Origin of the sequence: Pandoraea iniqua (genome assembly GCF_902459685.1) — a bacterium.
Lineage (GTDB): Bacteria > Pseudomonadota > Gammaproteobacteria > Burkholderiales > Burkholderiaceae > Pandoraea > Pandoraea iniqua.
Genome location: NZ_CABPSF010000002.1, coordinates 782,061 through 807,291 on the forward strand (window position 1 = coordinate 782,061; position 25,231 = coordinate 807,291).

The 25,231-nt window shown below is 60.8% G+C and carries 31 protein-coding genes; 13 read left to right on the forward strand and 18 right to left on the reverse strand.

The annotated features are described in order from the left end of the window. Positions 1–308: 308 nt before the first annotated feature. From PIN31009_RS09190 to PIN31009_RS09220, 7 genes are all read left to right on the forward strand, one after another. The gene (locus PIN31009_RS09190) at positions 309–1,223 is read left to right on the forward strand and encodes a helix-turn-helix domain-containing protein (protein ID WP_150683925.1); all 915 of its coding nucleotides are present in this window, start codon (positions 309–311) and stop codon (positions 1,221–1,223) included. A 361-nt stretch (positions 1,224–1,584) separates the two neighbouring features. Further along, the gene (locus PIN31009_RS09195; RefSeq protein ID WP_150790021.1) at positions 1,585–3,423 is read left to right on the forward strand and encodes a hypothetical protein; all 1,839 of its coding nucleotides are present in this window, start codon (positions 1,585–1,587) and stop codon (positions 3,421–3,423) included. A gap of 211 nt (positions 3,424–3,634) precedes the next feature. Next, positions 3,635–4,834, forward strand: a complete 1,200-nt coding sequence (locus tag PIN31009_RS09200) for a hypothetical protein (RefSeq protein ID WP_150790022.1) — start codon at positions 3,635–3,637, stop codon at positions 4,832–4,834. Between the two features lie 348 nt (positions 4,835–5,182). Continuing rightward, positions 5,183–5,905, forward strand: a complete 723-nt coding sequence (locus PIN31009_RS09205; protein WP_087688299.1) for a gluconate 2-dehydrogenase subunit 3 family protein — start codon at positions 5,183–5,185, stop codon at positions 5,903–5,905. 3 nt (positions 5,906–5,908) lie between these two features. Continuing rightward, positions 5,909–7,684, forward strand: a complete 1,776-nt coding sequence (locus PIN31009_RS09210; RefSeq protein ID WP_058379497.1) for a GMC family oxidoreductase — start codon at positions 5,909–5,911, stop codon at positions 7,682–7,684. Positions 7,685–7,695: 11 nt separating this feature from the next. Beyond that, complete coding sequence (locus PIN31009_RS09215; protein WP_246185576.1) at positions 7,696–9,081, forward strand: c-type cytochrome; 1,386 nt, start codon at positions 7,696–7,698, stop codon at positions 9,079–9,081. Positions 9,082–9,225: 144 nt separating this feature from the next. Next, positions 9,226–9,693 (forward strand): hypothetical protein, encoded by a 468-nt coding sequence (locus PIN31009_RS09220; RefSeq protein ID WP_150790023.1) that lies wholly within the window; start codon positions 9,226–9,228, stop codon positions 9,691–9,693. Positions 9,694–9,760: 67 nt separating this feature from the next. Here the strand turns inward: PIN31009_RS09220 and PIN31009_RS09225 are convergent, their stop codons facing one another. From PIN31009_RS09225 to PIN31009_RS09235, 3 genes are all read right to left on the reverse strand, one after another. Then, a complete protein-coding gene (locus PIN31009_RS09225) occupies positions 9,761–10,678 on the reverse strand; it encodes an alpha/beta fold hydrolase (RefSeq protein ID WP_150790024.1) in 918 nt (305 codons plus the stop codon). Positions 10,679–10,819: 141 nt separating this feature from the next. Continuing rightward, on the reverse strand, positions 10,820–12,145 hold the full coding sequence (locus PIN31009_RS09230; protein ID WP_150790025.1) for an MFS transporter: 1,326 nt from the start codon (positions 12,143–12,145) through the stop codon (positions 10,820–10,822). 104 nt (positions 12,146–12,249) lie between these two features. Next, positions 12,250–13,146 (reverse strand): LysR substrate-binding domain-containing protein, encoded by an 897-nt coding sequence (locus PIN31009_RS09235; protein WP_150790026.1) that lies wholly within the window; start codon positions 13,144–13,146, stop codon positions 12,250–12,252. Positions 13,147–13,507: 361 nt separating this feature from the next. Between PIN31009_RS09235 and PIN31009_RS09240 the strand changes: the two genes are divergently transcribed. Next, positions 13,508–14,107, forward strand: a complete 600-nt coding sequence (locus tag PIN31009_RS09240; RefSeq protein WP_150790027.1) for a LysE family translocator — start codon at positions 13,508–13,510, stop codon at positions 14,105–14,107. Between the two features lie 353 nt (positions 14,108–14,460). Then, entirely contained in the window at positions 14,461–14,940 is a 480-nt protein-coding gene (locus tag PIN31009_RS09245) for a hypothetical protein (protein WP_150790028.1), read from the forward strand. A 180-nt stretch (positions 14,941–15,120) separates the two neighbouring features. On the opposite strand, the gene PIN31009_RS09250 is transcribed toward PIN31009_RS09245, so the two are convergent. The 14 genes from PIN31009_RS09250 to PIN31009_RS09315 form a co-directional block, all read right to left on the reverse strand. Next, positions 15,121–15,375 (reverse strand): helix-turn-helix transcriptional regulator, encoded by a 255-nt coding sequence (locus tag PIN31009_RS09250; protein WP_246185577.1) that lies wholly within the window; start codon positions 15,373–15,375, stop codon positions 15,121–15,123. A gap of 70 nt (positions 15,376–15,445) precedes the next feature. Continuing rightward, positions 15,446–16,111: a hypothetical protein gene (locus tag PIN31009_RS09255; RefSeq protein ID WP_150790029.1), complete on the reverse strand. Its 666-nt coding sequence runs from the start codon at positions 16,109–16,111 to the stop codon at positions 15,446–15,448. After that, on the reverse strand, positions 16,108–16,287 hold the full coding sequence (locus PIN31009_RS09260) for a hypothetical protein (protein ID WP_150790030.1): 180 nt from the start codon (positions 16,285–16,287) through the stop codon (positions 16,108–16,110). Before PIN31009_RS09260 ends, PIN31009_RS09255 begins: the two co-directional genes overlap by 4 nt. Then, positions 16,284–16,694 carry an HNH endonuclease gene (locus PIN31009_RS09265; RefSeq protein WP_150790031.1) on the reverse strand — a complete coding sequence of 137 codons (411 nt, stop codon included), beginning with the start codon at positions 16,692–16,694 and terminating at the stop codon, positions 16,284–16,286. Before PIN31009_RS09265 ends, PIN31009_RS09260 begins: the two co-directional genes overlap by 4 nt. Beyond that, on the reverse strand, positions 16,691–17,110 hold the full coding sequence (locus PIN31009_RS09270) for a hypothetical protein (RefSeq protein ID WP_150790032.1): 420 nt from the start codon (positions 17,108–17,110) through the stop codon (positions 16,691–16,693). Before PIN31009_RS09270 ends, PIN31009_RS09265 begins: the two co-directional genes overlap by 4 nt. A 316-nt stretch (positions 17,111–17,426) precedes the next feature. Beyond that, positions 17,427–17,999: a hypothetical protein gene (locus tag PIN31009_RS09275; RefSeq protein ID WP_150790033.1), complete on the reverse strand. Its 573-nt coding sequence runs from the start codon at positions 17,997–17,999 to the stop codon at positions 17,427–17,429. Further along, a complete protein-coding gene (locus PIN31009_RS09280; protein WP_150790034.1) occupies positions 17,999–18,724 on the reverse strand; it encodes a hypothetical protein in 726 nt (241 codons plus the stop codon). Before PIN31009_RS09280 ends, PIN31009_RS09275 begins: the two co-directional genes overlap by 1 nt. 16 nt (positions 18,725–18,740) lie before the next feature. Further along, a complete protein-coding gene (locus PIN31009_RS09285; protein WP_150790035.1) occupies positions 18,741–19,031 on the reverse strand; it encodes a hypothetical protein in 291 nt (96 codons plus the stop codon). Next, positions 19,028–19,384 (reverse strand): hypothetical protein, encoded by a 357-nt coding sequence (locus PIN31009_RS09290; RefSeq protein ID WP_150790036.1) that lies wholly within the window; start codon positions 19,382–19,384, stop codon positions 19,028–19,030. The genes PIN31009_RS09285 and PIN31009_RS09290 overlap by 4 nt, the downstream gene beginning before the upstream one ends. 72 nt (positions 19,385–19,456) lie before the next feature. Continuing rightward, positions 19,457–20,542, reverse strand: a complete 1,086-nt coding sequence (locus PIN31009_RS09295) for an AAA family ATPase (RefSeq protein ID WP_150790037.1) — start codon at positions 20,540–20,542, stop codon at positions 19,457–19,459. 103 nt (positions 20,543–20,645) lie between these two features. Further along, on the reverse strand, positions 20,646–20,885 hold the full coding sequence (locus tag PIN31009_RS09300) for a C2HC-type zinc finger protein (protein WP_150790038.1): 240 nt from the start codon (positions 20,883–20,885) through the stop codon (positions 20,646–20,648). Beyond that, positions 20,882–22,159 (reverse strand): hypothetical protein, encoded by a 1,278-nt coding sequence (locus tag PIN31009_RS09305; RefSeq protein WP_150790039.1) that lies wholly within the window; start codon positions 22,157–22,159, stop codon positions 20,882–20,884. The genes PIN31009_RS09300 and PIN31009_RS09305 overlap by 4 nt, the downstream gene beginning before the upstream one ends. Further along, positions 22,152–22,553, reverse strand: coding sequence for a hypothetical protein (locus PIN31009_RS09310; protein ID WP_150790040.1), 402 nt, complete (start codon positions 22,551–22,553; stop codon positions 22,152–22,154). Before PIN31009_RS09310 ends, PIN31009_RS09305 begins: the two co-directional genes overlap by 8 nt. 10 nt (positions 22,554–22,563) lie before the next feature. Next, positions 22,564–23,136: a hypothetical protein gene (locus PIN31009_RS09315; RefSeq protein ID WP_246185578.1), complete on the reverse strand. Its 573-nt coding sequence runs from the start codon at positions 23,134–23,136 to the stop codon at positions 22,564–22,566. On the opposite strand from PIN31009_RS09315, the gene PIN31009_RS09320 reads away from it, so the two are divergent. Next, positions 23,135–23,491, forward strand: a complete 357-nt coding sequence (locus PIN31009_RS09320; RefSeq protein ID WP_150790041.1) for a hypothetical protein — start codon at positions 23,135–23,137, stop codon at positions 23,489–23,491. The two genes, PIN31009_RS09315 and PIN31009_RS09320, sit on opposite strands and share 2 nt — an antisense overlap. 260 nt (positions 23,492–23,751) lie before the next feature. On the opposite strand, the gene PIN31009_RS09325 is transcribed toward PIN31009_RS09320, so the two are convergent. Continuing rightward, positions 23,752–24,396, reverse strand: coding sequence for an XRE family transcriptional regulator (locus tag PIN31009_RS09325; RefSeq protein WP_174997063.1), 645 nt, complete (start codon positions 24,394–24,396; stop codon positions 23,752–23,754). A 103-nt stretch (positions 24,397–24,499) separates the two neighbouring features. Here PIN31009_RS09325 and PIN31009_RS09330 point away from each other — a divergent pair, with 103 nt between their 5' ends. The 3 genes from PIN31009_RS09330 to PIN31009_RS09340 are packed head-to-tail and all read left to right on the forward strand — an operon-like array spanning position 24,500 to position 25,175. After that, positions 24,500–24,748, forward strand: coding sequence for a transcriptional regulator (locus PIN31009_RS09330; RefSeq protein ID WP_150790043.1), 249 nt, complete (start codon positions 24,500–24,502; stop codon positions 24,746–24,748). Then, positions 24,745–24,972, forward strand: coding sequence for a hypothetical protein (locus tag PIN31009_RS09335; protein ID WP_150790044.1), 228 nt, complete (start codon positions 24,745–24,747; stop codon positions 24,970–24,972). Before PIN31009_RS09330 ends, PIN31009_RS09335 begins: the two co-directional genes overlap by 4 nt. Further along, the gene (locus PIN31009_RS09340) at positions 24,969–25,175 is read left to right on the forward strand and encodes a hypothetical protein (protein WP_150790045.1); all 207 of its coding nucleotides are present in this window, start codon (positions 24,969–24,971) and stop codon (positions 25,173–25,175) included. The genes PIN31009_RS09335 and PIN31009_RS09340 overlap by 4 nt, the downstream gene beginning before the upstream one ends. The last annotated feature ends 56 nt before the right edge of the window (positions 25,176–25,231 follow it).

Consider the following 25,231-nt stretch of genomic DNA (forward strand, 5'->3'; position numbering starts at 1 on the left):
GATCCCTACCGGCCATTCCCGTGGTGTGGGGCAGACCTGCACGGCATCGTGCCGATGTCTAAAAAAATAGACAATCGGAAAAATAATGGCGTGGCAGTGGCGTCACGGTGGCGTAGCGGGGGAGCAACGGCGTGGTAATGCCGATGAGATGGCGGTGCGGGGCGCGACGTCGTCACCTGCGCAGAGTGCGTCGGTATAATCCCGGCACGATGTTGCGAGGGCGCGCGACGACGTTGTGCGTCCTTGATTCATCAGTGAGAGCGCCCTGAAGCGGCGCGGCATTCCGAGGCATTCCAACAGGGGGAGATTTGAACCGAACCGCGACGACATCCCGGGCGCCGAGAGGCGCGCGTTTCAACTTCCGGGCCATTGGCGAGCGCTTGCGTGCCTACCGGCTCGCGGCCGAACTGCGCAGCGAAGACGTTGCCGAACGGCTCGATATTTCGCGCGCGGCCATCTATAAGCTCGAACGCGGCGAGATCGTGAAGATCGATACGCTGGAGCGGCTCGCGGCGTTGTTGGGCGTGTCGCTGGCGAACCTGCTGGGCGTCGAGGTCGAGTATCACGATTCGGCGGTGAGCTACTTCGAGCGCATGCGCCAACTGGAAAGCCGTTCGGAGCGCATCGTCGCGCATTTCGACCCGATCTCGTTTCTGCTGACGTCGAGCGATTACGACGTATGGCTGCGTCACATGCTCGAAGAGAGCATTCCCCCGCGACTCTCCGATAAGCATTGGGCAACGACGATCGATCGTGTGCTCGGCATTCTGCAAGAGCGCAAGGCGAGTTTTTCGCGCCATCGTCTGGCCGTCACCAGCCTGATCGGGCTGCGCCAGATCGAGCAGTTTCTGCATCACGGACTTGTCGGGCGGCTCGGGCTGCCGCCGGGCGTGCAGCTTGAACGCAAGATGGCGGCGCGCCGCGAAGTGACGCGCATTATCGAGTTTCTCGAGGCGGATACGTCGGGCGTGCAGATCGGCATCGTGAGCGACAACATGCCCAACGAGTCATTCCAGATATTCGAGGCGGAAGGTGAAGCGTATGTCGCAGTGTCGCCGTTCCGTCTGGGCGAGCTGCCGAACTTGCGTACCGGCATCGCCACCATCACCACGTCACCCGATGGCGTGGGCATGTATCGCGCGATGATCGACCGCTTGTGGGCCGACTCCGCCAAAGGCAAGGAAGGCGCTGCCTTGCTGGGGCAATTGCTCGCGCGATTCTGAGCGCACACCCTGCGCGGCGCATGCCTGCGCCGCCATCTTCGCCGTGCAAAGCCGCGGGTTAGTGGGTTAGCGGGTTAAGTCGAAACACAAAAATCCGCGCTCGGGGACGATATCCCGCACTTGAGAAGACATTTAGTCTCCCTTGCCAAGACGACCCTTCGGTCGGATGACAAGGAGACTGAATCGCATGATTGAGCAAACCCCCGGTGTCGGCGCACGGCGCGACTCACCCCCTCTGATCTCGAGCCTCGCGATGCGCGACGACGGCGCTCGCACGCTGAACAACGACCTGAGTGGCGTTGTGCAACTGGTGGCGCCGCATCGCAAGGCGTGGTCGACGTATCCGTCCCGCGCTTACCGAATGCCGGACGGCGACGTCTGCGTGCCGTTCCGTGAGTGGGCCAATCAGAACGCCGGCCGGCAAGTCAAAGCGATGGGCCTGAAGGCCGATGACGATGTGCCGGTGATGATTCGCGACCAATTGGGTGAATGGCGCGAGGCGTTCACCGGCCGCGAGACGTCGGTCCTCGCGTTCGAGGGCGGGCGCTACGTGACGCTGTTGGACGTGCGCGCCGGCACTTGGGCGACGAAGCGCCATGCACGCGAATTCCCCGTCACGGCGCATATCGCGCAGTTGGACGCGATACGTCGGCTGTCCGTTTTTGTGGCGGGTGTGGGCGAACTCGACAGCGAGCAGGAGGGGGGTGTCGACGCGCCTTATTTCGCGCGCATGCGAAATCATCTGGCCGACTTGCGCGATTCGGCGCTCGATATGACGACGGTCTCGTTGCGCAGCCAACTGGCATTACTGAATCGCGAACTCACCGAGGTGAGGACGCTCAACGAACTGACCGCCGCGGCACAGCCGGAGCGTACGAGCGGGGGGGAGAGTGTCCCCCTGCGATTGGCCCGGCGAGGCGACAACTTTGTACTCAAGCCGGCGGCAACGCATTCCGTTTTTTCGGATAAACAAAAGCGCGCACGCACGGAGACCGCCAGTCTTGCGTTGTTGCTGGGTCTGCCCGCATCGACGCCGGTGACGCTCGATGTGCTGCGTTCGCGCGGCTTCTGCGGCGGGAATGGCGACGGCCCGCAATGGTTGCAGGCACGCGAGGCGGCGCTGGTCGGCTGGCGCGAGGAGAGCGAAGCCGTGCTCGAGGGGATCGAGAAAATGCGCGCCGGCGGAGGTGTCGACAGCAGTCCCAATCTGGTACCGGACGACGCCATGGTGGAGGACAACGTGATCGAGGCTCCTGCGCCCGTGGCGCTACGCGAGGACATCGTGACGGTGCATCGGGCAGACGACGAACCTGAGGCCGAGGCCGAGGCCGGCCCGCATCGGCAAAGCGGTGCCGCCCGTCATCGCGAGGGTTCGACGCCGGTGGCCGGCGGTGCTCGCACACGCAAGCCGGCGGCACAGCGCTCGGCGGCGTCTCGGGCGGCACGCCGGCAGACGATCGCGATGTCGGGCTTGCCTAAAATGGGCGCACCCGAAGCGGATCCGGCCTCGCGGCAACCCCAGTCATCGCGCCTATCCCGCGTATCGCGGCCCAAGTCCCCACCCCCGCCGCCGCCGCCCAGATCGCTGCCGCCATCGGACGACGAGTCGCCGGCCGTCGCGCCAACCGCGCGGCAACCGCTCAGACGGGATAAATCATCGGTCAGATATCTCTGTGATCTCCTGTCGGGCGACTGGAAAACCGGGGGCGCCCACGCGCGGGCGCATGCGCAGGCACTCAAACGCTTTCCGGAGGGAGATAGCACTGAACGGGAGACCAGAGACCGGGTGCAAGGCGTTGCGCACACGGCAGCCGAGGCCAATGCGCTGGCCAGCGACAGAGCCCCTTATGGTCCGTTCGCCACCATGATCGACAAGCACTACCGGGCGAGCGATGAGGTGGTTTATGAAATGCTGAGCCGACTGTTGGCGTTGCACGCCTGGTTGGATAAATACTTTCTGCGCTGCGACGCGAACGATCAGCTCTTCCAATGTGGGCGGGACCGGATGTGGCTCGACTTGTATTTCGATGCCGAAGCGGCGATGACAAAAGACGTCTCGATGGCTGAAGTCGACGAGATCATGTTGCGTGCTGCCGAGGCGATCGATCCCGCCCGCACGATGTGGGACGCCTTCACGGAGTGCGAATCGAAGCTGCCCGATGACGAGTTTTCCAAACTCTGGCCGTCTACGCGCTTGTGATCCGTGGGGGGGGCGTGCGCGTGATGTTGCCCGGCGTCGTCCTGCTTGTTCTGCATGGCGCTTGGGCAATGCCCCCTTGCGGGGCGTCTGCGCAACTGACGCCCCGTTTTCCAAAATCGCTCCCTCACAATCGACATAGCCTTGCGCGAGGTGGCAAGCCCGTCGGTTTGCCCGCGTGGAGTTGAGCGATATGACGAATAGTGTGAGGGGCATGCCGGGGCCCGTTCTGCCGGCGAGTGAGCCGCTGGGGCGTGTACCGGGAGGTAGCGATCGCCGCGCGATGGGCAGGGCAGTGTTCTCGGAGAACTTCCGTTCGGCAAGTGCAACGTCGACGGAACGTCCGAAATACGCGTCCAACGCTTCGCGGCCGTCGTTGAACACGGAAAGCGGCGGGGCCGGGGCCGCGGTCTATCGCAAAGCGCTAGGAGGGGTAGTGGCGTCGACGGATATGTCGGCCCGCACGGCGCGCCACCTCCGTTTTGCCGACGCGTTGCGGCTGCACAAATTGCCGCTTCCCCCGTCATCGGGGCATGCCGCGAAATGGGGGTTGGAAACGCCGCAATCGACGTCCGCTATCGGCAAGTGGGCGCTCGCCATGCAAGACCATGCGCACGACAGCACCGGTTGGATACGAGTGCCGCAAGGCCGGTCGGCCGCTGCGTCCGGCACGTTCACAAAGGTGAGGGTCAATCCCGTGTCGGTGGGCGTCGATGGACTCGACCGTCAAATGGACGCCCTCGTGACGCTATGTGCCCGGTTGCAGACAGCCATGCCGGTGTCGTCTGGCGGCGGTGCGGATCGCCACCTCAAGGCATCGCTGCGTCTCGTTGGGGAAATGGTCTGGCATACCCGGCAGGCACTGTCCGACGCGGCGGCCGAAATTACCACGCAGATGAAAGCGCTGACGGGCGTGCAGGCCTCGACGCAGTTTCCGCCGGCGTTGTGCGGCACGGAAACGCCGTTGCGCATCGTCAGGGAGGGCCGAGATTATTTTCTGAAACCCGCCGCGAGTCACTCCTTGTTTTCCGTCAAGCAGAAGGTCGCGCGCGTTCAGGCGGAGCAACTTGCCGTACTGGTCGGACTGCCGGCCGAGACGCCGGTCACGTTGAGGCATTTGCGACACACGCGCCCCAGTGCGCACTCCAATGCGTCGAGCCCGTCGCGCGATGCCCATCAGGTTGAACGGCCACGCGGCGCCGGATTTCTCGAAGATCGTCTCGCTCTGCTAGGAGACCGGTTGCAAACGGTCAACGGGCATTTGCAGACGCTCGACACCCTCAGTCGCCCAGCCGGCGCTCGCCTGCCTGCATTTCCCGATGACTTTGCCAGCGCGTCGGCAGCTACCGCGTCCGGAGCGCGCGGCGATGTCATCCATCGCCGTGTCGTCATGTCCGCTTGGGACCGCTCTTGAGCGAGGGCGGGCCCGACGTCCTGTCACACAAAAGAACGCGCGCCTTCACCGGCGCGCGTTCTCATTTTCATGACGCGGGGTCGCGCCGACATGCCGCATGTTTTGTGTTCCGAAACAGATCGCGCGTGCGTAATAGTAAATATTTTAATTATTTGCAAGCCTTTCCAATCAATATGTTGCGCGATTTGCGCAATAGTCTCTTGCTTTGCCATGTACGTAGCTTGTGGGTAGAATGACCCGCGTCATATGCGCTACGCGAGGTGAATAGCCTGTCAGGTTTTCCTCACGCATGGCGAGCTATCGCTTGACTGTCATGCGTGATTCGTCCCCACAAAAACGGAGAATTCCATGTCACAGGACAAGGAACCGCGCCGGCGCTTCTTGCGTCAGGTGCTGGCGATCGTGCCTGCCACGACGCTTGTCACCGGTGCGACGCTCACACAGTCCGCCTGTAGCAGCGACAAACCTGCTACGCCCGCCGCTTCGAACACCCCCTACGAGCCCAAGTACTTCACCGCCGACGAGTGGCGCTTTGTCAGTGCTGCGGTCGACCGTCTGATTCCCGCCGACGAACTCGGTCCGGGTGCGCTGCAAGCCGATGTCCCCCGGTTCATCGACGGCCAGATGGAAACGCCGTTCGGTCACGGCAAGCTCTGGTATATGCAGGGGCCGTTCCATACCGATCAACCGCCCGAGCTGGGTTACCAGTTGAGTCTGGCGCCGCGCGATATCTATCGCCACGGCATCGCGGCGTGCGACGCGTACTGCAAGAAGCAGTACAACAAGGCGTTTGCCGATCTGGATCACGCCACCCAAGAGACGGTGTTGGGCGACATGGAGCACGCCAAGGTCGAGTTCGATAGCGTGCCCGCACGCACCTTCTTCTCTTACCTGCTGGCCAACACCAAGGAAGGCTTTCTCGCCGACCCGATTCACGGCGGCAACAAAGACATGGTGGGCTGGAAGCTCGTGGGCTTTCCCGGGGCACGTGCCGACTTCATGGACTGGGTCGACCAACCGAACGTCAAGTACCCGTACGGGCCTGTGTCGATTTCCGGAAAGCGGGGTTAAGTCATGGCGATCAAGAAAGATAAAGTCGACGCCGTCATCGTGGGCTTCGGCTGGACCGGGGCGATTCTCGGTCAGGAACTCACCGATGCCGGTCTGAACGTCGTCGCGCTGGAGCGCGGCGCGATGCGCGACACGCCGACCGACGCGCAGTACCCCAAGGTCATCGACGAACTCGAATACTCGGTGCGCGGCAAGCTCTTTCAGGAGCTGGCGCGCGAGACCGTGACGATTCGTCACGCGCCGGACGATCTGGCCGTGCCGTATCGCCAGAACGGCTCGTTCCTGCTGGGCAATGGCGTGGGCGGGGCGGGCTTTCACTGGAACGGCATGCACTACCGCGTGCTGCCCGAAGAGCTGAAGCTGCGCAGTCACTACGAAGAGCGCTACGGCAAGAAGTTCATCCCCGAAGGCATGACGATTCAGGACTTCGGCGTGAGCTACGAAGAACTGGAGCCGCATTTCGACTTCGCCGAGAAGGTGTTCGGCACGTCGGGCAAGGCGGGCAATCTGAACGGCAAGATCGTGCCGGGCGGCAACCCGCGCGAAGGGGCGCGCTCGAGCGAGTTTCCGACGCCGCCGCTGCAAAATACTTACGGCGCCACGCTATTTGAAAAGGCGGCGAAAGAGGTCGGTTTCAACCCGTATCCGGCGCCTGCGGCCAATACGTCGGAGCCTTACACCAACCCGTACGGCGTGCGTCTGGGCCCGTGCAACTTCTGCGGATTTTGCGAGAACTACGGCTGCTACATGTATTCGAAGGCCTCGCCGCAGACGACCATTCTGCCGGTGCTGCTCAAGAAGCCGAACTTCGAATTGCGCACGCATTCGTACGTCACCAAGGTCAATCTCGACAGCGACGGCAAGAAGGCCACGGGCGTGACCTACATCGACGCGCAGGGCCGCGAGGTGGAGCAGCCGGCCGACATCGTGATCATGGCCGCGTATCAGATGCACAACGTGCGGCTGCTGCTGCTCTCGGGTATCGGCAAGCCGTACGACCCGAAGACGGGCGAGGGCGTGGTCGGCAAGAACTACGCGTACCAGATGAACGGCGCGGTCAACGTGCTGCTGCCCAAGGGCACGCAGTTGAATCCGTTTGTCGGCACGGGCGCGGGCGGGGTGTCGATGGACGACCTGAACGGCGACCAGTTCGACCACGGGCCACTCGGTTTCCTCGGTGGCGCGAGCATTCGTCACATCCGCTATGGCGGGCGTCCGATCAAGATGACGCCGACCGTGCCGGGCACGCCGTCGTGGGGCAGCAAGTGGAAGGCCGGTATCGCCGATGCGTATCAGCGCTACATGACCATCGGCATTTCGGGCTCGGTCATGTCGTATCAGGACGCCTTCCTCGATCTCGATCCGACGTACAAAGACGCCTACGGTATTCCGCTGCTGCGCATGACGTTCGACTGGCATGACAACGAATACAACATGCTCGGCTATATGGGCGACCGCATGGAAGAGGTCGGCCGTGCGATGAACCCCGAGAAGGTGTTCCGCGCCATTCGCAAGAAGGGCAGTCATTACGACACGCGCGTCTACCAGAGCACGCACACGACCGGTGGCGCCATCATGGGCACGAACCCGTCGAACAGCGTGGTCAACCGGTATCTGCAAAGCTGGGACGTGTCGAACGTGTTCGTGATGGGGGCGTCGGCGTTCCCGCAGAACATGGGCTACAACCCGACGGGCGTGGTGGCGGCGCTGGCGTACTGGTCTGCGAAGGCGATTCGCGAACAGTACCTCAAGAACGCCGGCCCGCTGGTGCAGGCCTGAGGAGAGCGACCATGATCCGAAAATCAATGCTCAAGCGCTCTGCTCTGGTTCTGGCCGCAGGCTCGCTGACCTTTGGCGCCCTCGTGGCACTCGATGCGTGGGCGCAGGAGGCGGCACCTGCTGTAACACCGGTTCCGACGCCGGGCCCGGTTGCGGTGGTGGTGCAGACACCTGCGGCCAATGACCCGCAGGCGCAGCTCATCAAGCAAGGTGAGTATCTGGCGCGCGTGGGCGATTGTGCGGCATGTCACACGGCACCCAAGGGCAAGCCGTTTGCGGGCGGTCTGCCGATTGCGTCGCCGATCGGCACGATCTATTCGACCAACATCACGCCGGACAAGGACACCGGCATCGGCAATTACAGTCTCGAGGACTTCGACAAAGCCGTGCGTCATGGCATTGCGAAGAACGGCTCGACGCTGTATCCGGCCATGCCGTACACGTCGTACGCGAAGGTGCGTCCGGCGGACGTGAAGGCGCTCTACGCGTATTTCATGTCGGGTGTGCAGCCGGTGGCGCAGGCGAACAAGGCGACCGATATTCCGTGGCCGATGTCGATGCGCTGGCCGCTGTCGTTCTGGCGCAAGATGTTTGCACCGGCCGTGGCGGCAGATGCTGCGTCGACGGATAACGACCCGATTTCACGCGGTCGCTATCTCGTTGAAGGGCTGGGCCATTGCAGCGCATGTCACACCCCGCGTGGCGTGGCGTTGCAGGAGAAGGCGCTGACCGACGACAGCACTGCCTTCCTCTCGGGTGGCGTGGTCGATAACTTCCTCGCGAAGAACTTGCGGGGCGACGTGACCGACGGTCTGGGCAACTGGAGCGAAGGGGATATCACGGCGTTCCTCAAGGGCGGCCGTAACGACCATTCGGCAGCCTTCGGCGGCATGACCGACGTGGTGCAGCACAGTGCGCAGTACATGAGCGACGACGACCTGACGGCGATTGCGAAGTACCTGAAGACGCTGAAACCCGTCGACCCGAACGCCAAGGCGCTCGCGTATGACGAGACGGCGGCCAAGGCGCTGCGTGCCGGGTCTGACAAGAGCAACGGGGCGTTGACGTTCATCGACAACTGCGCGGCCTGCCACCGCAGCACGGGTAAGGGCTACACGCAGACCTTCCCGACGCTGGCGCTCAGTTCGACGGTGAATTCGGCCGATCCGACCTCGCTCATTCACATCGTGCTGCGCGGTGCCGAAATGCCGTGGACGAAGTCGGCGCCGACGCATTACGCGATGCCGGGCTTCGACGATCGCCTGACCGATCAGGACGTGGCCGATGTGCTGACGTTCGTGCGCACGAGCTGGGGCAACACGGCACCCGCCGTGACGGCCGCGCAGGTCGCGAAGGTGCGCAAGGACGTGGGCGCTGCACCGCAGCCTGCACGGTGATCTTGTGATGTTATGACGGTGTGACGGTGCGCGCCCTCGCGGGCAAGTGCCATGCGCCTGTGGTGAAATGGAGCCCTGCCGGGCGGCGCTGCCGGCAGGGCTTTTTTATCGCGCGATCGATCGCGTGGAATGCAGGAGGTTGTCGTGCCGTTTATTTTGTTGGGACTGGTGGTGCTGGCGGGGATCGTCTACGGCGCGGTGCGGCTCTATGGCGAGGTCGCGATGCGCTTTGGCACGCCGGCGGCGGTCGTGACGATTGTCGTTTGCGTGCTGATCGTCGTCTGGCTGATAGTCGATGCGGTGCGTCGATATCGTGCGGTGCACGGCGTGCGGCGCAACGGCGAGCGCGTCGTGAGCATCGAAGGCGAGTGGGGCGCACTTCGCCTCGACGCCGATCGCAAGATGGGCACCATTCGCGTGGGCGAGAACGCGTCGCGTTTTGTGTTCTCCGATGTGACGTCAGCACACCCGGTGACCGACAACGGGCGTTGGACGCTCGTGCTCGAACTCGCGCATAACGCACAGGCGCAGTGGACGGTCCCGATGGCAAATCGCACACTCGCGCAACGCTGGACGAAGATCTTTCGACTGGCGAATTCTCATCGTCTTTGAATGCTCCCGTCGCGAGTGGCGGTGTCAGGTGTGCCGATTCTCACCATCGGCGATCAGCGATCAGCGATCAGCGATTCGCGAACTCGCGAATGTCGCGTGTCATTCGGGCGGCCTGATTGAAGTACATGCCGTGCGTGCCACCTTCGTAGACCTTGAGCACGGCGCCCGCAATCGCCTGCGCCGTCGGTCGGCCGGTGACCTCCAGCGGCGCACTCGCGTCGCAATCTCCATGCAGTACCAGCGCCGGAATGTCGAGCGCAGCCATCTCGGGCCGGAAGTCGGTCGATGTTTGCACGCGGTTGAGCGCGGCGGCAGCGTCCAGCGAGGTGCGCAGCATCAGGTCTGACGTCCAGCGAATCACGGCTTGCGACGTGCCCGGCCCGAAATAGGGCGCGGCACGACGTTCGATCCAGTCGGGGAACGAGGTGAGCATTTCGTCGAGTGATGCGTAGAAGAGTTGTGCGTCCACGCCAGTGGGGTTGTCGGCAGTCTTCACGAGATACGGCGTGGCGGCCGGTGACACGAAGACGATCCGTGAGACGCGTCGCATGCCGTGGCGCGTGAGATAGCGCACGATTTCACCGCCCGCGAACGAGTGGCCGACGAGCGTCACATCGCTCAGATCGAGGGCGTCCAACACGGCATGCAGGTCGTCGGCGAGGGTGTCGTAGTCATAGCCGCGTCCGGTGTCGGCCGAGCGTCCGTGTGCGCGACGGTCGTATGCCACGCAGCGAAAGCCGTCACCGGCGAGGGCGGTCATCTGATAGGCCCAGATATCGCTGGCGAGCGTCCATCCCGAGAGAAACACCACGGGTTTGCCGTGTCCCCAGTCGCGGTAGAAGAGTGCGGTGCCATCGCTGCCGGCGAGGTAGCCGGAGGCGGTGATCGGCGGTGTGTTGCCGGGGCTCGCGACGCCCGCGTCGTGGTCGGCAGCGGGATGGCGGGCAGTGAGCGTATTCGAGGAAAGCGGCAGTCGGGTCAGCATGATCAGGCTCCACAAGGCCGGGGAATCCGGCAAAACGTGAAGCCATTGTCTCGGGCGGTGTGCACACGGTCGATTACCTCGGAGGTAATGACCGTGTGTCGCTATGGCGCTGTATCCCGACCTTCCGATGTCCTGATGAGGCTATGCCGTTGCCGGGACCGGCTGGCGCATGGGCGGCACGACGCTGGCGTCGTCAATCGGGAAGTGCAGTGCAGCGGCGACGGCCCCGAGAATCGCGGTGGCGGCCCAGATGAGGTTGTACGAACCGGTGACGTCGAGCACATAGCCGCCCAGCCACGCGCCGAGAAACGAGCCCACCTGATGGCTCATGAAGCACACGCCGAAGAGCGTGCCCAAGTGCCGTGCACCGAATACTTTGGCGACCAGACCGCTTGTCAGTGGCACCGTGCCCAGCCACGTCAACCCCATGACGGCCGCGAAAATCACCACACTCGTGTCGGATTTCGGCAGCAGGAAGAACAGCGCGATGGCGCCGCCCCGGATCAGGTACAGCCAGCCGAGCACGTGATGTTGACGATAGCGTCCGCCGAGCCAGCCGCAGGCCCAGCTTCCGGCCATGTTGAACAGACCGATCAGGGCGAGTGCCGTGGCGCCGAGCCCGACCGGCATGTGACACATGAGCAGATAGCCGGGCAAATGCGTCGCGATGAAGGCGAGCTGGAAGCCGCAGGTGAAGAAGCCGAGCGTGAGCAACTGGAAGCCGCGATGGGTGCGTGCTTGGTACAGGACGTCGCGTAAGGAGACGTGTTCGCCGTCGTTATGCTGGGTTGTCGTCGTTGTTGATGAGGACGATGCAGCGGCGCTCGTCGTGGCCTTCATCGTGGCCTTCGTGGCCTTCGTGGCGGACGCCTTGCGTCGGTGCAATGTCATGAAGAAGCCGAGCGGCGCGGCGCAGCACAGGATCAGCGCGAGGACGAACAGCGACGTTGAAACGCCGTACGCCTGACGCAGTCCCTGTGCTACCGGCACGAGGGCGACCTGCCCGAGTGAGCCGCCCGCACTCACAAGGCCCATGGCCATCGAGCGCTTTTCGGGGGACACGGCGCGGCTCACCGCCGGTAGAACGACGCCGAATGTCGTGCAACTGATGCCCAGTCCGACCAGCACGCCAAGCCCGATGACGAGCCAGACACCCGAGGGCGCGAGGGCCGCCATCGCGAGTCCGCCCGCAAAAGCAAAGGCGCCGAAGGCGACCACCGGTGCAGGACCATAGCGGTCGGCCATGGCGCCCGCGAACGGCTGCGCAAACCCCCATACGAGGTTATGCAGCGCAATGGCGAAGGCGACTAACGTGACGGGCACGCCACGGTCGTAGGAAAACGGATTGATGAAGAGCCCGAACGTCTGCCGGGTGCCCATGGCGGCGCTCAGCACGAGTGCGCCAGCGAGAATGATGAGCGTGACGCGGCCTTGCAGCGATGGCGATGCCGATGCGGTTTGTGTCATATGGTGAATCCTCCTCACCGAAGTTTCGCAACGGAATCTCCGTGTGGCAAAGGAGTAATGCGATATAGCGAGTGAATAAAATTCACTCAGTGCGATGATTCAGGCTATCGCAGGGCTTGGCTGGCTTCTTCGATGACCCAGTCGCGAAAGGCGGTGCATGCCGGATGGGGTTCGATATCGTCCGCGCAAATCAGCCAGTAGGCGCCTTGTGACGTGGTGGTGATGTCGTGTGCCGGCATCAATGCGCCATTCGCCAGATATTCGTCGACCAGCGGGCGGCGGCCGATGACCACGCCCAGCCCAATGATCGCCGCGTCGAAGGCCATTTGAATGCTGTCGAAGCTCAGGCCGCCGCGCGCGTCGAAGTCGTCGACGCCGGCCCCTTCGATCCAGCCTTGCCAGTCTTCGCTGGCGCTGCTCACGTGAATACGGGTGACGGCTTGCAAGTCGATCTTGCCGTGCGCGTTTGCGTGGGCGGCGTGATAGGCCGGGCTGCATACGGGCACAAACTGTTCGCCGAAGAGCCGGTGCCACGTGTCGCTGGCGACCGGTGCGCGGGACAGCCGTATGGCGAAGTCGAAACCATCGGTCGGGAAACCGACTTGCCGGCGCGAGGTGTCGAGTGTGACGTCGACATCGGGCATGCGTTGGGTAAAGCGTGACAGGCGAGGCAGCAGCCAGCGCGACGCGAGCGTCGGTGCGCAGGTGAGGGCGATGGCACGTGTCGAGTCGCGTGTGGGCAGGCGACGTGTGCCGGTCATGAGCAGCGAGAATGCCTCGGTCACGTAGGCGAGATAGTCGACACCTTCGGGCGTGAGCGAGAGCCCTTGCGGCGAGCGCGTGAAGAGGGCGATGCCGAGCGTCTGCTCCAGCCCGACGATGCCATGGCTCACCGCACTGGGTGTGAGGTGCAGTTCGGCGGCGGCGCGTTTGAAGCTTTGATGCCGTCCGGCAGCTTCGAACAAACGCAGCGCAGACAGCGGGGGCAGGCGAGGCGGCATGGCGGGGCGTGTTTCATCGGTCGGCGCGCCAGAGATTTCGCGCGCTTTGGATGGGCTTTCAATGGGCTTCGGATGGCGTCGATTTTCGCATGACACTGCGGGGTCTGTGTGATCGGGCGATTCAACTGGTTGAGTCGATTGAGTTGGTTGAGTCGGTTCAGCCGATTCGCGGCGGATTGGTGAGGGGGTAAGACGAACTGTCATGGCTGGCCGCCAGTACAGGCCTGTCCGGTTTTGGTGAACTGTACCGGGATTCGTGCGGACGCACTGCCTATGCTGTCTCACCGTAATCCTCGGGCTGGTTTCTGGTCCGATGCGCCCCGTGGGGTCTTGCCGGGGCAGCAAAAAACCGTATTCGATCATGACGACTGAACAACTGCTGGCCTTCTGCGCTTTCGCTGTCATCACGCTGGTGACACCCGGACCCAACAACATGATGGTGCTCGCGTCCGGCCTGAATTATGGCTTTCTGCGCACGCTGCCCCATCTGGCGGGTATTGCTTGCGGCTTCGCTTTGATGGTGTTTCTCACCGGCACCGGTCTGCATACGGTCTTCATCAAATTTCCTATCATTCACACGGTCTTGAAGTTTGTCGGCGCGGCGTATCTGCTGTGGCTGGCGTGGCATCTGGCGCGCTCGGGGCCGATGGACGACGCGAGTCGCGAGCGGGCTCGGCCGATGGGATTTCTCGGTGCCGCGGCGTTCCAGTGGGTCAATCCGAAAGCGTGGGTGATGGCGGTGGGGGCAATCAGCACTTATTTGCCCAACGGCTCGAATCTGCTGGATGTGTTGCTGCTGGCGGCGATCTACGGCGTGCTGGGCGCACCCTGCATCGGCCTCTGGGCAGGCTTTGGCACGGCCATGCGCCGCGTGCTGACAGACGCCCGTTCGGTCCGCATCTTCAACGGTGTGGCGGCGGCGCTGCTGGTGGCATCCCTGTACCCGATTCTCGTGGATTGATGCGATGCAGGGTGTCGCTGCCGTTTTCGTTGCGGGAAATTGGATGGAACGGCGGCGGGGCGGAGGTGTTGGCGGGGAGGTCAGGTGCGAGCTACGCACCTGCAACGCTATGGCTTTCTGCGATACGGTAACGGAATGCCGTCAGTAAGCGAGTGAGCGAATGTGCTGCAAAGGCCTTTGCTTCGCGTCTGGCGGGTTGATTTCACCGTATCCGAATGTCGAGGCGAGCGAGGGCTGAACCAGCCCGAGCCGAAATTATGTTGGGAACACTCCGTAAACTCTCCATTGCCCCTTTCCGCATGTCGTTACGCGACGAATCGTGCGCGGGCGCTGCACCGAGGGGCAATGCACCCATGACCTTAGCGAAACGCGTTGCACGCATCGAGGCAGTGCTGCCGACGCTGTGCACGAAGACCGATCTCCAACGAGAGACAGGCGCCTTGCGCGTCGAACTGCATGAGCAGGTTGGGGCACTGCGCAGTGAGATGCACAGTGAATTCAAGGCAGTGCGAAATGAAATGCACGTTGAATTCAAAGCGGTGCGTATGGAGATGCATGCCGGTTTTCAAGCGGTGCGCATGGAGATGCATGCTGAATTCAAGGTCGTTCACGCGGAATTCAAAGCGGTGCGCACCGAGATGCATACCGGTCTTCAATCACTACGCACCGAAATGCACACCGAGTTCAAAGCGGTCCGCTCGGAGATGCACGCCGGATTCACGACGATAAGTCAGATGATGATGTCGCAAACGCGCTGGATCATCGGCACATTGCTGACGGTCTGCCCCGCGTTGGTGGCTGCGACGCTGTTTATTGTGCGGTATCAGGGATAGCGGCGCAGAAATGAAAAACGGACCCGAAGGTCCGTTTTTCAATCGATCAGCGCATCTTCCGTTGTCGTCGATACGCTATGTTTTGGTGGAGCCGGCGGGGATCTGAATAACGCCTGCGATGCAGTATTTACGGTGGTCCCGGCGTATCGGTGTTGTCAGATACCACCAGAAATACCACCGTCAATGCGCGGCTTGCACCGTACCTGAATCGGCATCCTCCACCGAACCGCCGCGCGCCGCCGCGACCTGCTTGGCGATCCACTGCTGAATTTCGGACTCAAGCCAACGGCTCGCGTACCCGACGTTCACGGGCGCGGGGAACGTGCCATCCTTCACGCGCTTATAGATCGCGGTCTTGCCGTAACCCACCTGATCGATCACGTCTTTCAGCTTGAGCATGCGTTCAGGTTTGTTGCTGTGTTGGGCGCTCATCATCGTATCTCCCGTGCGCGGGACGTAACCCGCAGAATCTCTTCCAGTGCTTCGGCCGTGGCCAGGTGGGTGGTCATGCTGCCTTCTCGATTGCTTGTGGCTTGTGGTTCGCGTAGAAGACCGCGCGTGCGAATCCCATCGGCGTCGCGCTACGGAAATCGGCTCGGTCTTGGCCGGGGGGAGCTTTGTGGATTCGATCATCCGGCGTCCCCAAGAGGAAATCGCGCTGTGCCGACGGCATGACGAAGCCACCGCCGGTCCACAGGCAAGTCTTCTTCGTGTAGTTGTCATCCGCGCACAGGTCGGAAAACTCGTAGGGGTGAAAGGTGTAGTCCGGTTTTCGCCAGTACGAACTCACCGTGCTCACCGGGTTCTCGATCAGGTACGGTGCGCCGGACCATTCGGCCAGTTTCACGGATGCCTCGAACAGACGTAGCGCCATGATGAGAGAGCCGATGCCTTTGTCTTTGAACCAGCGCGCGCCAGACACCGCCACGTCGGTACAAGGCGGAAAGAAGAATGCGGCAGCAATATCACCTCGTGGCGGCATCCAGTCGAGCATGTCAGCACCCACCCAGACGATATTTCCGTCATGCCGTTTGCCTGCTTGGTGCTGGATATCGACGCAGTAGCAGAGGTATCCGGCGTCCGCCCACGGCTTGACCATGTTCCCCGTCTTGTCGAAGCACGAGATAACGATGCGTCGGCAGTCGCCCAGAATGATCTCGTTCTGTCTCATGGCAGATACCTCCACGCCAGCATGCAGAGGGATACCAGCATCATGATGATCCCGATGAGAAACAGCGCCACGCACACGAAATCGGGTACGTCCGGTTCTTCATAGAACGCGGGTTGAATTGCCTTTGCTATCGTCCCGAAGACGATGGCTAGAGCGAAGCCGATGACGAAGATCACGATTTCCGCTCCTGTAATACGCGCTCGAAGTGAAACACGACGGCCGCGCCGGTCTCCTGAATGAGTCCGTACTGCTTCGCCAGCCGGTAGATCGGGTGGTAGCTGTTCAGCGAGCTGACGTGCCCGGCGAGCCAATTTCGCCAGGATGCGAGCGACATTGACGCCTTGCTGATGTTGCACGGCGGGCAGGCAGGCATCATGTTCTCGATGACATCGCGCTCTGGTCTGAGCGGTGTAGTTGTCGCGAGACGCACGCCGCCGTTGGGAGTGTCCACGCGCTTCAGGTCGCGAATGCACGGCTCGAAGTGGTCGGCGTGCCAACGCTCGGGAAGGTCGCATCCGCAATAGGCGCACCGGCCGTCGTACTTCATGCGCAGTTGCTCGCGTTGAGCTTTCGTCAGCTTCACGATTTCCGCTCCTCCGCTGCCTGCGAGGCGGCAGCAGTAACAATGGCGCGGCGTGCCGCGCGCTCCCAGTCGGCATCGTCTGAAACGCTCTCTTGCGCCAAATCACGGTAGCTTTTCGACCCGGTGACGTTGACCCACATGTCGCCGTCCCCATCGAAAAATTCCACTTCCAACCGAAGTTTCACAGCGAGCGCGAACGCGTCGTGATTCTCGGCCAACGGATTCCACCGAAATTCCCGGTCGCATCCGTTATGGTCTTGGTTGTCGGCATGCAGATAGAGCATCCCATCATCGGCTTCGCTGTATCGCAGGCCGATTTCATCGTCTGCTACCTCGCGTGCCCAATTGGCCCGTGCTGCCAGTTCCAACAGTTCGCGGTCAGTCATCACTCCCCCTTCGCCGGTATCACCGGGCATTTGAGGCATTCGCTGCCGGGCCATGAACCGCATACGCACGGCCCTGCAACATCACCGGTCGGGTAGGGCGGTAATCCGTGAGCCTTGGGATTGAAGCTATCGAACCGGCGTCGCATACGCTCGCGAACCTTCTCGATGCTGTGTTCGTATCCGGTGTCGCCGCCGTTCCCTTCGCCCCACGCTTTCACGTGCGATAGGGCATCGACCGCATCGGGGAACTCGGCAAGCCATCTGTCCGCGCATTGCACTGCCGCTCGATAGCGTTCGAGTGCCGCCATCTCCTGACGTGCAACTATCCACTTGAGCCAGTTTCGCATCACGCCCCCTTCGCCTTGCCGGCAATGGCGGCGTCATATTCCTCGATGGAATCGAAGAACGTTCCGTTCTCGCGTAACAGGCGTTCCAACTCGCGCTCGTTGTGAGTTTCTGCCTTGAAGCCTCCGTGCACGAAGATGCTGGCGATCAGCCACGCAATCTGCGACAGCCGTTCACCATCCCCGCCATCCGCCGACAGCGCGGCGCGTACCGCCTCGCCGTATGCATTTGCGTAGCCCCGCATCTGGTGCTCGGTGAAATACCCACTGCCATTGGCGTGCCGGATGGTAGGCGTCGGGAACCGTGGGAGAGCAGGCCATTCAAGCGCTTCATGCTCATCACCGCCCACCTTTGCGGGAGACGGCCCCTGCTCCACCAGAATGACTGACGGCTTGTACATTTCAAGCGAGTCCGTCCAATCGGCGTGCGTCATGTTCTTCTCGGACTTGGCGGCCGCAGCATCCTGATATCGCACCGGCAAGCCAAGCGCTTTCATCAGGATTTCGATTTCACCCAGCAACGCCGACTTACCGCTGCCGACCCTGCCGGAAACCGTGATTGTCACTTCGCTCATTATTTTTGCTCCTTCGCGGGAGACGTGAGGGCATCGGGGAGAGGTCGCCAGTCTTCGCTATCGTCAAGAGAAACAGTCCCGATCATTTCCGGGTTCATGCGATTGATCGGATGAGCGCATTCGCCGAACTCGCGCTTGAAGACATGGCGCCAATGCATCGGCGAACCGTCATCGTGCTTGGCTTCTTCGTAGACGAGGCTCCTGCCTTTGTATAGCCAGAAAAATTGCTGCCCGATCTTCACGCCAAGCTCGGCGATATCGTTGACGACCCATTCCACTTGGTCGTCGCGCAAATTTCCCACCTGCGGCGCATCTGCGGCGCGCACTAAGTCAGCCGTGTGCAATTCCTCGTTCAACTGAAGCACCTGCTTTTCGAGGCGCTGAACGTCTAGCCGCAGACTGGAATTCTCAGCTACCAAGTTCGTGAAGTCGTGCGCGGAATACGGTTGATAGCCGGTCTCGCGCTCGCCGCCATTCACGGGCGCGGCGTAGAACTTCGTGCCATAGGGCAGTTTCTGAATGTCGGTGAGCGTGACCAGTTCGCGCTCACCGAACACTTCCGGGTCACCGTGCTTCGACCGCACTTCCGCCACCGCCTCTTGCCCTGCGCTCTGTGCGGCTGGCGTGTCCTCGCAAACGCGCTTGATCGCGTCGCGCACAGCATCCGGAATCGTCCAGTTTTTGTACATCGGGTCCGCGATCTGCTTGATGATGGCGTCGGCCAACGTCACGGTCTTGAGATCATGCATTCTGGTTCTCCTGTTTGGCGCCACCGACCAGAAGTTCGGCGCCGCGAAATGCTTCAGCGACCGCCTCGTCGACGGTCCGGTGCCCGCTATCGCTCCACCAGCCGTCGTACAGATACCCACCGTCCGGATGCTTGACGGTGATGTACCAGTCGTTGGTGTAGTCCTCATCCTGGGCGACTCGGATCCAATAGCCGTCGCTCCACCACCCTTCGAACTCGGATGGCGTGTTCACATCGACTTGACCGGCAGCGATTACGCGTTGAATCGGCGTACAGACGGTCATTTGTCGTCTCCGTTGGACGTGCCTTGGACATCGTCGATTTCGGCATCCATGCACCGAAGGCAGCAGCGATAGCTGCCCCAGTAGTCGCCGTCTACCAACGCCTTTTCGTACCGGTGCAGTTCGCCGACGGCTATCTCGTGCGGCTTTGCGCCGAGGGCCTGACCAAGCCAGCATGCGTGAGGTTTGCGAGCCGTGACGAGCTTCACGGTGCGGCACTTGATGTCGGCCTCCTCGCCCATGAAGAGGTCATGCGTGAGGTACTCGGCCTCGGTGCGGCGCGTCAGCGTCTCCACCACTGAAGGCGGCGCTGGCTGGGTATTCAGCCCTTCGGGGCGTGGGTCCATGTAGCTCATGAATCTCTCCTATATAAGTCCGGCTGTTCTCCCCATTGGGTGAGATACGGCCAGCCGGGAGCCTCGAAGGCGTTACGCGGCGTCAACGGAAAGGGTTTCGTCCGGTCCTTCATCAGGAAGTGGGCTGGGCGGTTCAAGGCAGATACGAAGCTGCTCCAATCCTTCCTTGAGAGCATCGCTAGGAGTGTTCTCGACCTTCGTCCAACTGCGGGTCTCGAAGATTCGTTCCAGCCATTCAGCGCGCTTTTGCTTGTCCTCTGCGCCTTGTGACGGGAAGTGCTTCTTGAGCAATTCGGCAATTTCTTCGCTGTAGATGGTGCGTTGGCGTTGCTCGAAAGACCACGAATCAGAGCCTTCCTCGGTATATAAGTCCTTGCTATCGCGTCGCTCCATGCTCTCGAAGTGCTGACCACCGAGATTAAGGAAGGCAAAGTGCGGCTTGAAAGAGTCGAATGTGGGAAAGTCCAATTCGTGGCCGTTGATGCGGTCAGAACGATCTTTCTCGATTAGGGCGCGATTGATCGTGCGCCCGTCTTCACGCTTGCGCTGCATTTCGATGAGCAGGCTAGGCTCGTAGCCCAGTTCCTTCTCTGTCGCCATACGCGAACCATCCGTGATCAACTCCTTCTTGCCGGTCTCTTGGTTCTCTTGGTACGTGTAGATCGCACCAGCACGACCGCAAATGATCATGTGCAGTTTTGACGACAGGAAACGGTCTGTGAAATCCCCCCAAGCGGCCTTAATCGGACGCCAATGATGGAATTCCAGGCCATAGATCGGGCGACGCCCTTTCTTCTTCAGACCCTCATTGATCTTTGCCAGATACGATTCTTGGGCGTCGCGCCAGACGTGCGTGATCGAGTCGACAATGACGATGCTGCATTCCTGTTCTGCCTCATCCATGAAGGCCATCAGGTCTTTCAACGCGCGGCTTTCGTCGTACACCAAGAACTCAATGCCAGCAGCATCAAAAATCGGTTTGATGTAGGAGGCTGCCGGTTCAGTGTCAAACATGCCGACCGGTTTGTCGCACTTCGCGAATTGGTGAAGACCAACAGCAATTTCAGCAGCCGTGCGCGTCTTTCCAGAGCCAGCCGGGCCATAGATGCCAACCTTGGCGAAGGCGTGTTTGTTGGTGGCGGGTTTAAGCATTCCCATGATTTATCTCAATGAATCCGCGAAAAGGTCGGCCAACCGTCATGCCAGCCACCGTTAAGCACGAAGCCGAGACGCCGCATCGTGGCCACGTACTCATCCCAACTCAGTTCTTGTTCCATGCGGGCCTCCCGTAGGTAGGAACATCGTTTGCATATGTCTCGGCGCAGTAATCGAGCGTGCCGACGAGAAAGAAGAAGATCGCCAGAATTGCTGTCGTGCGAAGGATCAGAGCGAAGAAGCTCACGAGAATCCGAGGCATGCCGTTCGGGCAATCCTCCGAGCTATGGCCCGCTTTCCCGCAGCGAAGGCATTGCTCTTGGTCGAGGCGGCGAAGGAGGTTCATGCGGCACCTCCGAATTCGAGTTCTTCGACGAGTGCTTTCGCTTTGGCGAGTTTCTGGCGAGCTTCCTCAAGCATTAGCTTGTTGGTACTCTCGTCTTGCTGTTTTGCCCATTCAGCGATGTCATCCGGTACCGGCAGATGGAACTTCGCAGCCTCGGCAGCAAGCGAGCTAGCGCTATGTTTACGTTCTTGTTTGCGGCATTCGATATAGCGGCTGTCGAGCCATTTGGCGGCGTGCGTTACTGCCTCTTCAAATGACAGCGAAGGGAAGCAACGGCCATGGCTGCCACCGGAACCGTCTGAATATCGGTCTACATGCCACGAAAGTTCGCCGTTCGATTCGCCGTAAAGGGACAGCAGCCGTAGCTTTCGACCGTAGCGTTCTGACGTTTCTTTCATGAAGTCGTCAAATGTCTGAATCGACATGCGTTCACCGTAGCCTTCAACCACGAAAAAATGCGTGATCTTTCCGGCGATGAAATCGTCTAGTGTCTTCAGTTGGTCGAACTGCATGCGTTCGGCCTTTCGAGCAGCGAAGCCGCGATCCATTTGGTCGCGTTCTTGGCGAAGCTCTGCCATTTCCGCGCGCTGTGCATTTGCTTGCCGCTCCAGTTCAGCGACTTCCGCATGCAGTTTCTCCACGGGGGGCGTAGAGAATACTTCGCGCCACGTCTCAGGCTTTCCATAACTCGGCTCGCAATCCTCGTGCTCGAAGATGGGTTCGACGATGTAGCCATTCCCCGTAACGGCCACGTAGACCGCTGCCCGACCGTGAATGTCATAGACTTCATCGCCGACCACGGGCGTCTTTTTGATCTCGCATACCTGTTCACCTCGTGCTTTGGAGAGGGCGGCGCGCGCGGCGTCGAGCGTCATCGTTTCAACAGACCAGCCGTCCTGTGGATACTGCTTAACAAGTTCCACTCGCATCGCGGCGTAGACATCCGTGAGTTTGTCCAGCGCTTCCAGCAGTTCCGCGTTGATGGCGTTGGATTGCTCGCCGCCATTCACGGGCGCGGCGTGTCGATACACGGGCACGGAATAGCTCGGCAGATGGTCGGCCTTGTTCCAGATGAACGCGTCGCCCGCATCGTGTTCGTCCGGATTCATCCACGCCACCGCCTCTTGCCCTGCGCTCTGTGCGGCTGGCGTGATGACCGACGCAGCGGCAGCACGAAACTGCTCAGCGTTGGTGAAGAAGATGTTTCCGTCGCTGTGGACGATCCCACCTGCTGCACGAATCGCTTCAAACGTCACGGTCTTGGTATCAGCCATGATTAGCCTCCGCAACAAGACGCGAGCGGTGAAACGCATGAGCCGCAGCAATCTCGATAGGCTCGATACGATCCATCGTGCAGCCCTCAAGCGCCTTTTCCACCTCAAGCTCAGCCATTTCGTACCAAGCGCGGCGAAGCATGTTCGGCAGGATCGGGCCGAGGCGAAGAATGCTCGCCGGGCCACCACGGAACGCAGCGACGATCAGCACAGCCTCAGAGCGCTCCACAATGCCCGGAAGAGCCTGCATCACGCGCTCGATGGTCAGATTCGCCTCGATCATTTGAGCGCGGCGCTCGGCTTGTTCTGCGACGAACGCACGCCGCATTTCTTCGTGCGACAGGTTCGCCAGGTGGCGATTGGTGTCGCGCTCTACTGCATCAATTTGTGCCATTTCAGTTACCTCACTTCACGGCGATCATGCGAGCGAACAACTCGTGCGCGCTGACCTGAAGAGTTTTTACGGTGGGTTCGAGGGCGGCCCCTGCGGCGCCCCCTGCGGCGGCCCATGCGGCGCCCCCTGCGGCGTCCCCTGCGGCGGCCCGTGCCTCATTAATTTTTGGCAATGCAATATCGAGTTCAGCCCGGCACGTGATTTCGGGAAGCGAGACGAGAATGTCGGCGTGCACCTTCAGTGCAGGCGTGAGAGCGAGCCATGCAGCGCAGTGCACGCGCACGAGCCAATCGAAGGCCATCCACGAGCGCTTCTCAGAGAGTTCTTTCGAGCCAGCAGTGCCTACGAGCAGCGGGATGTACTGCTTGAGTTGGGCGCGTTCCTCGTCCGTGCGCATGCCGTCGTTCCAAGCGCGGCCGAACGCTGCCAGAACCGGATCGACGCACGCTGGAGAGTCACCGAAGGACTCGCCAGCGAATAGGCTCACGACTTCGAGCAGGCAGTGTTGGCCGCTGTCGGCTTCATGTGCGCCAGCGCTCAGTACGACGCTGTCGAGATCAAGGGTGCTGCTGATGGTTTGCATGGCTGGCCTCATGTCGTTTCGTGAGCATGAGGCAAGTATAGAAAAGCTGGCCTTTAAGGTCAAGGAAAAATTGACGTTGAGTCGTGATTTTCTTTACCTAGTGATTTCCCGTTGTCTTCTATGCTTCGTGCGGACGAAAAAAATCCCGCATTGCGCGGGACTTGTTGGCGTCGCTTTCGGGCTATTGTGCGCCGATCTGTTCTCTATATTTGTTCAGGCTCTGGATGTACGGCCTACAGCCACCAAGATTCCCGTTGTAGGCTCCACGTCTGACGATGGCCAAGCTATCGAGCTCAAGCGTAATCGTGCAATTCAGGTTGATAGGGATGTAGCTGGTGTTGTATGTGGTGGATGAATAGTTGCCGTAAGAATTCCCAATGTTGAAGTTCCCATAAGTCTGAGAAGGCGATGTCATCGGCATAAATCCAGAGCTTGAGCGACCCCACTGAATGTAATGATGCCCTGCAATCCGTTGCTCGCCGGATGGCATTCCTAAGACACCTATTGCGGTATCCACCGGTTTTCCTCCCAAGGCATCAAGCCCTTTATCCATTTGCCCCCAAGTGACACACCCTCCGAGGAAGATGCATCCAAGGGCCACGAAAACTGTTCTTTTCATAGGCGTGCCCCCATCCAAAAAACGCGTCCGATGATGTTGATCAGGTCTTCTTTGTCAGGTGTGACGAGGATGTCCGGGTATTTCGCCTTGTCGGGGTTATCCGATACGATCCAGATGCCACCACCAATTTCTTTTCGTAGGCGTTTGACAAGAATTTCGTGTTCCAGTCGGATCACGTGAACTTCGTTATTCGCCAAATCCTTGCGGCTCGTATCCACGAGTAGGACTGCGCCGTCTGGGATGCGCGGCTCCATGCTTAGACCGTCCGCGTAAATGACAACGGCTTCTCGCTCGCTGACACCGCTTTGCTTCAAGAAGTCACGCCGGAAAGCGAGCCGCCCTTTTTCGGTCTCGTAAAAGACCAAATTGCCATTACCTGCGGATGCCTTGACATCGAGCCGACGTAGCATCGCAAAGTCAGGGGGCATGCTCTCGCCGTCAGTGTCAGGGGCGCCATCATCAATTGGTAGCGGCATCCCTGTCATTGATCTGATCTTCAGCATTTGCGACCAGCTTGGCTCGTGGTGACCGTTTTCCCACGCTGAGATGTTGGCCTTCGACACGCCGAGGGCGTCTCCCATCTGCGTTTGCGTCATGCCACTTTTTGTACGCGCGTCGCGCACCCACTGCTTCAGTTCCATTCCCCGATGGTAAAGAACACCTATACCTACTGGGGCAATAGTTTCTTGACCTCTGATTCCAGATTTTCTATACTCAGGCAAAACGTACTTTTGAGCTAAGGCCATGAAAGAACATCCCATTGATGTAGCTGCTTCGATTGTTGGCTCTAAGGCCGCTCTAGGTCGGGCGCTCGGCGTATCAAAATCCGCCGTCGAGCAATGGACGGATGAGGATCGAAAGGTGCCCGCGAAGCATTGCCCGGCTATCGAGCGTTTGACGGACGGCAAGGTCCGATGCGAAGACCTCAATGGTGAGGTCGATTGGACGTATATCCGTCAGGCTGCCGACGGCGCAAACGAGGTGGCCGCATGAAAAAGCGAGCTGAATTTCGCAACGAAGTAAAAACACGTCTACGTGATCGTGCATATGAAGCCCTCCAGCATTTCAAGGTTGTGCAGGGCATTGAGAGCGATTCTGCCGCGATGGCCCGCATTACTGAGCAGTTCTTGCTCGGTGCTGTAGGTACTTTGCCTGCCGACTTGATCGGAGTCAGTGACGACTCAGGCCGAAACGTCCCGCGCCGGGTGGCGGCATGAGCGACGACCAGATCGTCTCCGCAAAGCTGCCGATTCCTGAGGCGGCAGACCTTGCCACGCGCGCGGCAGCAGAGGGCATTCCTGCTGACGAGTATTTCGGAATGCACATCCTCAGAAGCGCCTACGGTGTCTTACACCCGCGAGCCGTGCCGCACTTGCTCCGTCCGAAGCAGGGACAAAACGTCCCGAATGATGAGGAGTGAGTCGTGGACCTTTTCATAAGCGCCGTCGTCATTCTTCCGATGCTCTACGTCACCTA

Coding starts and splice junctions, on each gene's coding strand:
- PIN31009_RS09255 (WP_150790029.1), bottom strand. CDS start 16,111: ATGAGACAGAACGAGATCATTCTGGGCGACTGCCGACGCATCGTTATC.
- PIN31009_RS09210 (WP_058379497.1), top strand. CDS start 5,909: ATGGCGATCAAGAAAGATAAAGTCGACGCCGTCATCGTGGGCTTCGGC.
- PIN31009_RS09205 (WP_087688299.1), top strand. CDS start 5,183: ATGTCACAGGACAAGGAACCGCGCCGGCGCTTCTTGCGTCAGGTGCTG.
- PIN31009_RS09290 (WP_150790036.1), bottom strand. CDS start 19,384: ATGAGCTACATGGACCCACGCCCCGAAGGGCTGAATACCCAGCCAGCG.
- PIN31009_RS09235 (WP_150790026.1), bottom strand. CDS start 13,146: ATGCCGCCTCGCCTGCCCCCGCTGTCTGCGCTGCGTTTGTTCGAAGCT.
- PIN31009_RS09195 (WP_150790021.1), top strand. CDS start 1,585: ATGCCGGACGGCGACGTCTGCGTGCCGTTCCGTGAGTGGGCCAATCAG.
- PIN31009_RS09340 (WP_150790045.1), top strand. CDS start 24,969: ATGAGCGACGACCAGATCGTCTCCGCAAAGCTGCCGATTCCTGAGGCG.
- PIN31009_RS09330 (WP_150790043.1), top strand. CDS start 24,500: ATGAAAGAACATCCCATTGATGTAGCTGCTTCGATTGTTGGCTCTAAG.
- PIN31009_RS09335 (WP_150790044.1), top strand. CDS start 24,745: ATGAAAAAGCGAGCTGAATTTCGCAACGAAGTAAAAACACGTCTACGT.
- PIN31009_RS09325 (WP_174997063.1), bottom strand. CDS start 24,396: ATGGAACTGAAGCAGTGGGTGCGCGACGCGCGTACAAAAAGTGGCATG.
- PIN31009_RS09320 (WP_150790041.1), top strand. CDS start 23,135: ATGGCTGGCCTCATGTCGTTTCGTGAGCATGAGGCAAGTATAGAAAAG.
- PIN31009_RS09310 (WP_150790040.1), bottom strand. CDS start 22,553: ATGGCACAAATTGATGCAGTAGAGCGCGACACCAATCGCCACCTGGCG.
- PIN31009_RS09270 (WP_150790032.1), bottom strand. CDS start 17,110: ATGCCCGGTGATACCGGCGAAGGGGGAGTGATGACTGACCGCGAACTG.
- PIN31009_RS09300 (WP_150790038.1), bottom strand. CDS start 20,885: ATGAACCTCCTTCGCCGCCTCGACCAAGAGCAATGCCTTCGCTGCGGG.
- PIN31009_RS09200 (WP_150790022.1), top strand. CDS start 3,635: ATGCCGGGGCCCGTTCTGCCGGCGAGTGAGCCGCTGGGGCGTGTACCG.
- PIN31009_RS09230 (WP_150790025.1), bottom strand. CDS start 12,145: ATGACACAAACCGCATCGGCATCGCCATCGCTGCAAGGCCGCGTCACG.
- PIN31009_RS09240 (WP_150790027.1), top strand. CDS start 13,508: ATGACGACTGAACAACTGCTGGCCTTCTGCGCTTTCGCTGTCATCACG.
- PIN31009_RS09275 (WP_150790033.1), bottom strand. CDS start 17,999: ATGAGCGAAGTGACAATCACGGTTTCCGGCAGGGTCGGCAGCGGTAAG.
- PIN31009_RS09285 (WP_150790035.1), bottom strand. CDS start 19,031: ATGACCGTCTGTACGCCGATTCAACGCGTAATCGCTGCCGGTCAAGTC.
- PIN31009_RS09295 (WP_150790037.1), bottom strand. CDS start 20,542: ATGGGAATGCTTAAACCCGCCACCAACAAACACGCCTTCGCCAAGGTT.
- PIN31009_RS09245 (WP_150790028.1), top strand. CDS start 14,461: ATGACCTTAGCGAAACGCGTTGCACGCATCGAGGCAGTGCTGCCGACG.
- PIN31009_RS09250 (WP_246185577.1), bottom strand. CDS start 15,375: ATGATGAGCGCCCAACACAGCAACAAACCTGAACGCATGCTCAAGCTG.
- PIN31009_RS09305 (WP_150790039.1), bottom strand. CDS start 22,159: ATGGCTGATACCAAGACCGTGACGTTTGAAGCGATTCGTGCAGCAGGT.
- PIN31009_RS09215 (WP_246185576.1), top strand. CDS start 7,696: ATGATCCGAAAATCAATGCTCAAGCGCTCTGCTCTGGTTCTGGCCGCA.
- PIN31009_RS09225 (WP_150790024.1), bottom strand. CDS start 10,678: ATGCTGACCCGACTGCCGCTTTCCTCGAATACGCTCACTGCCCGCCAT.
- PIN31009_RS09315 (WP_246185578.1), bottom strand. CDS start 23,136: ATGCAAACCATCAGCAGCACCCTTGATCTCGACAGCGTCGTACTGAGC.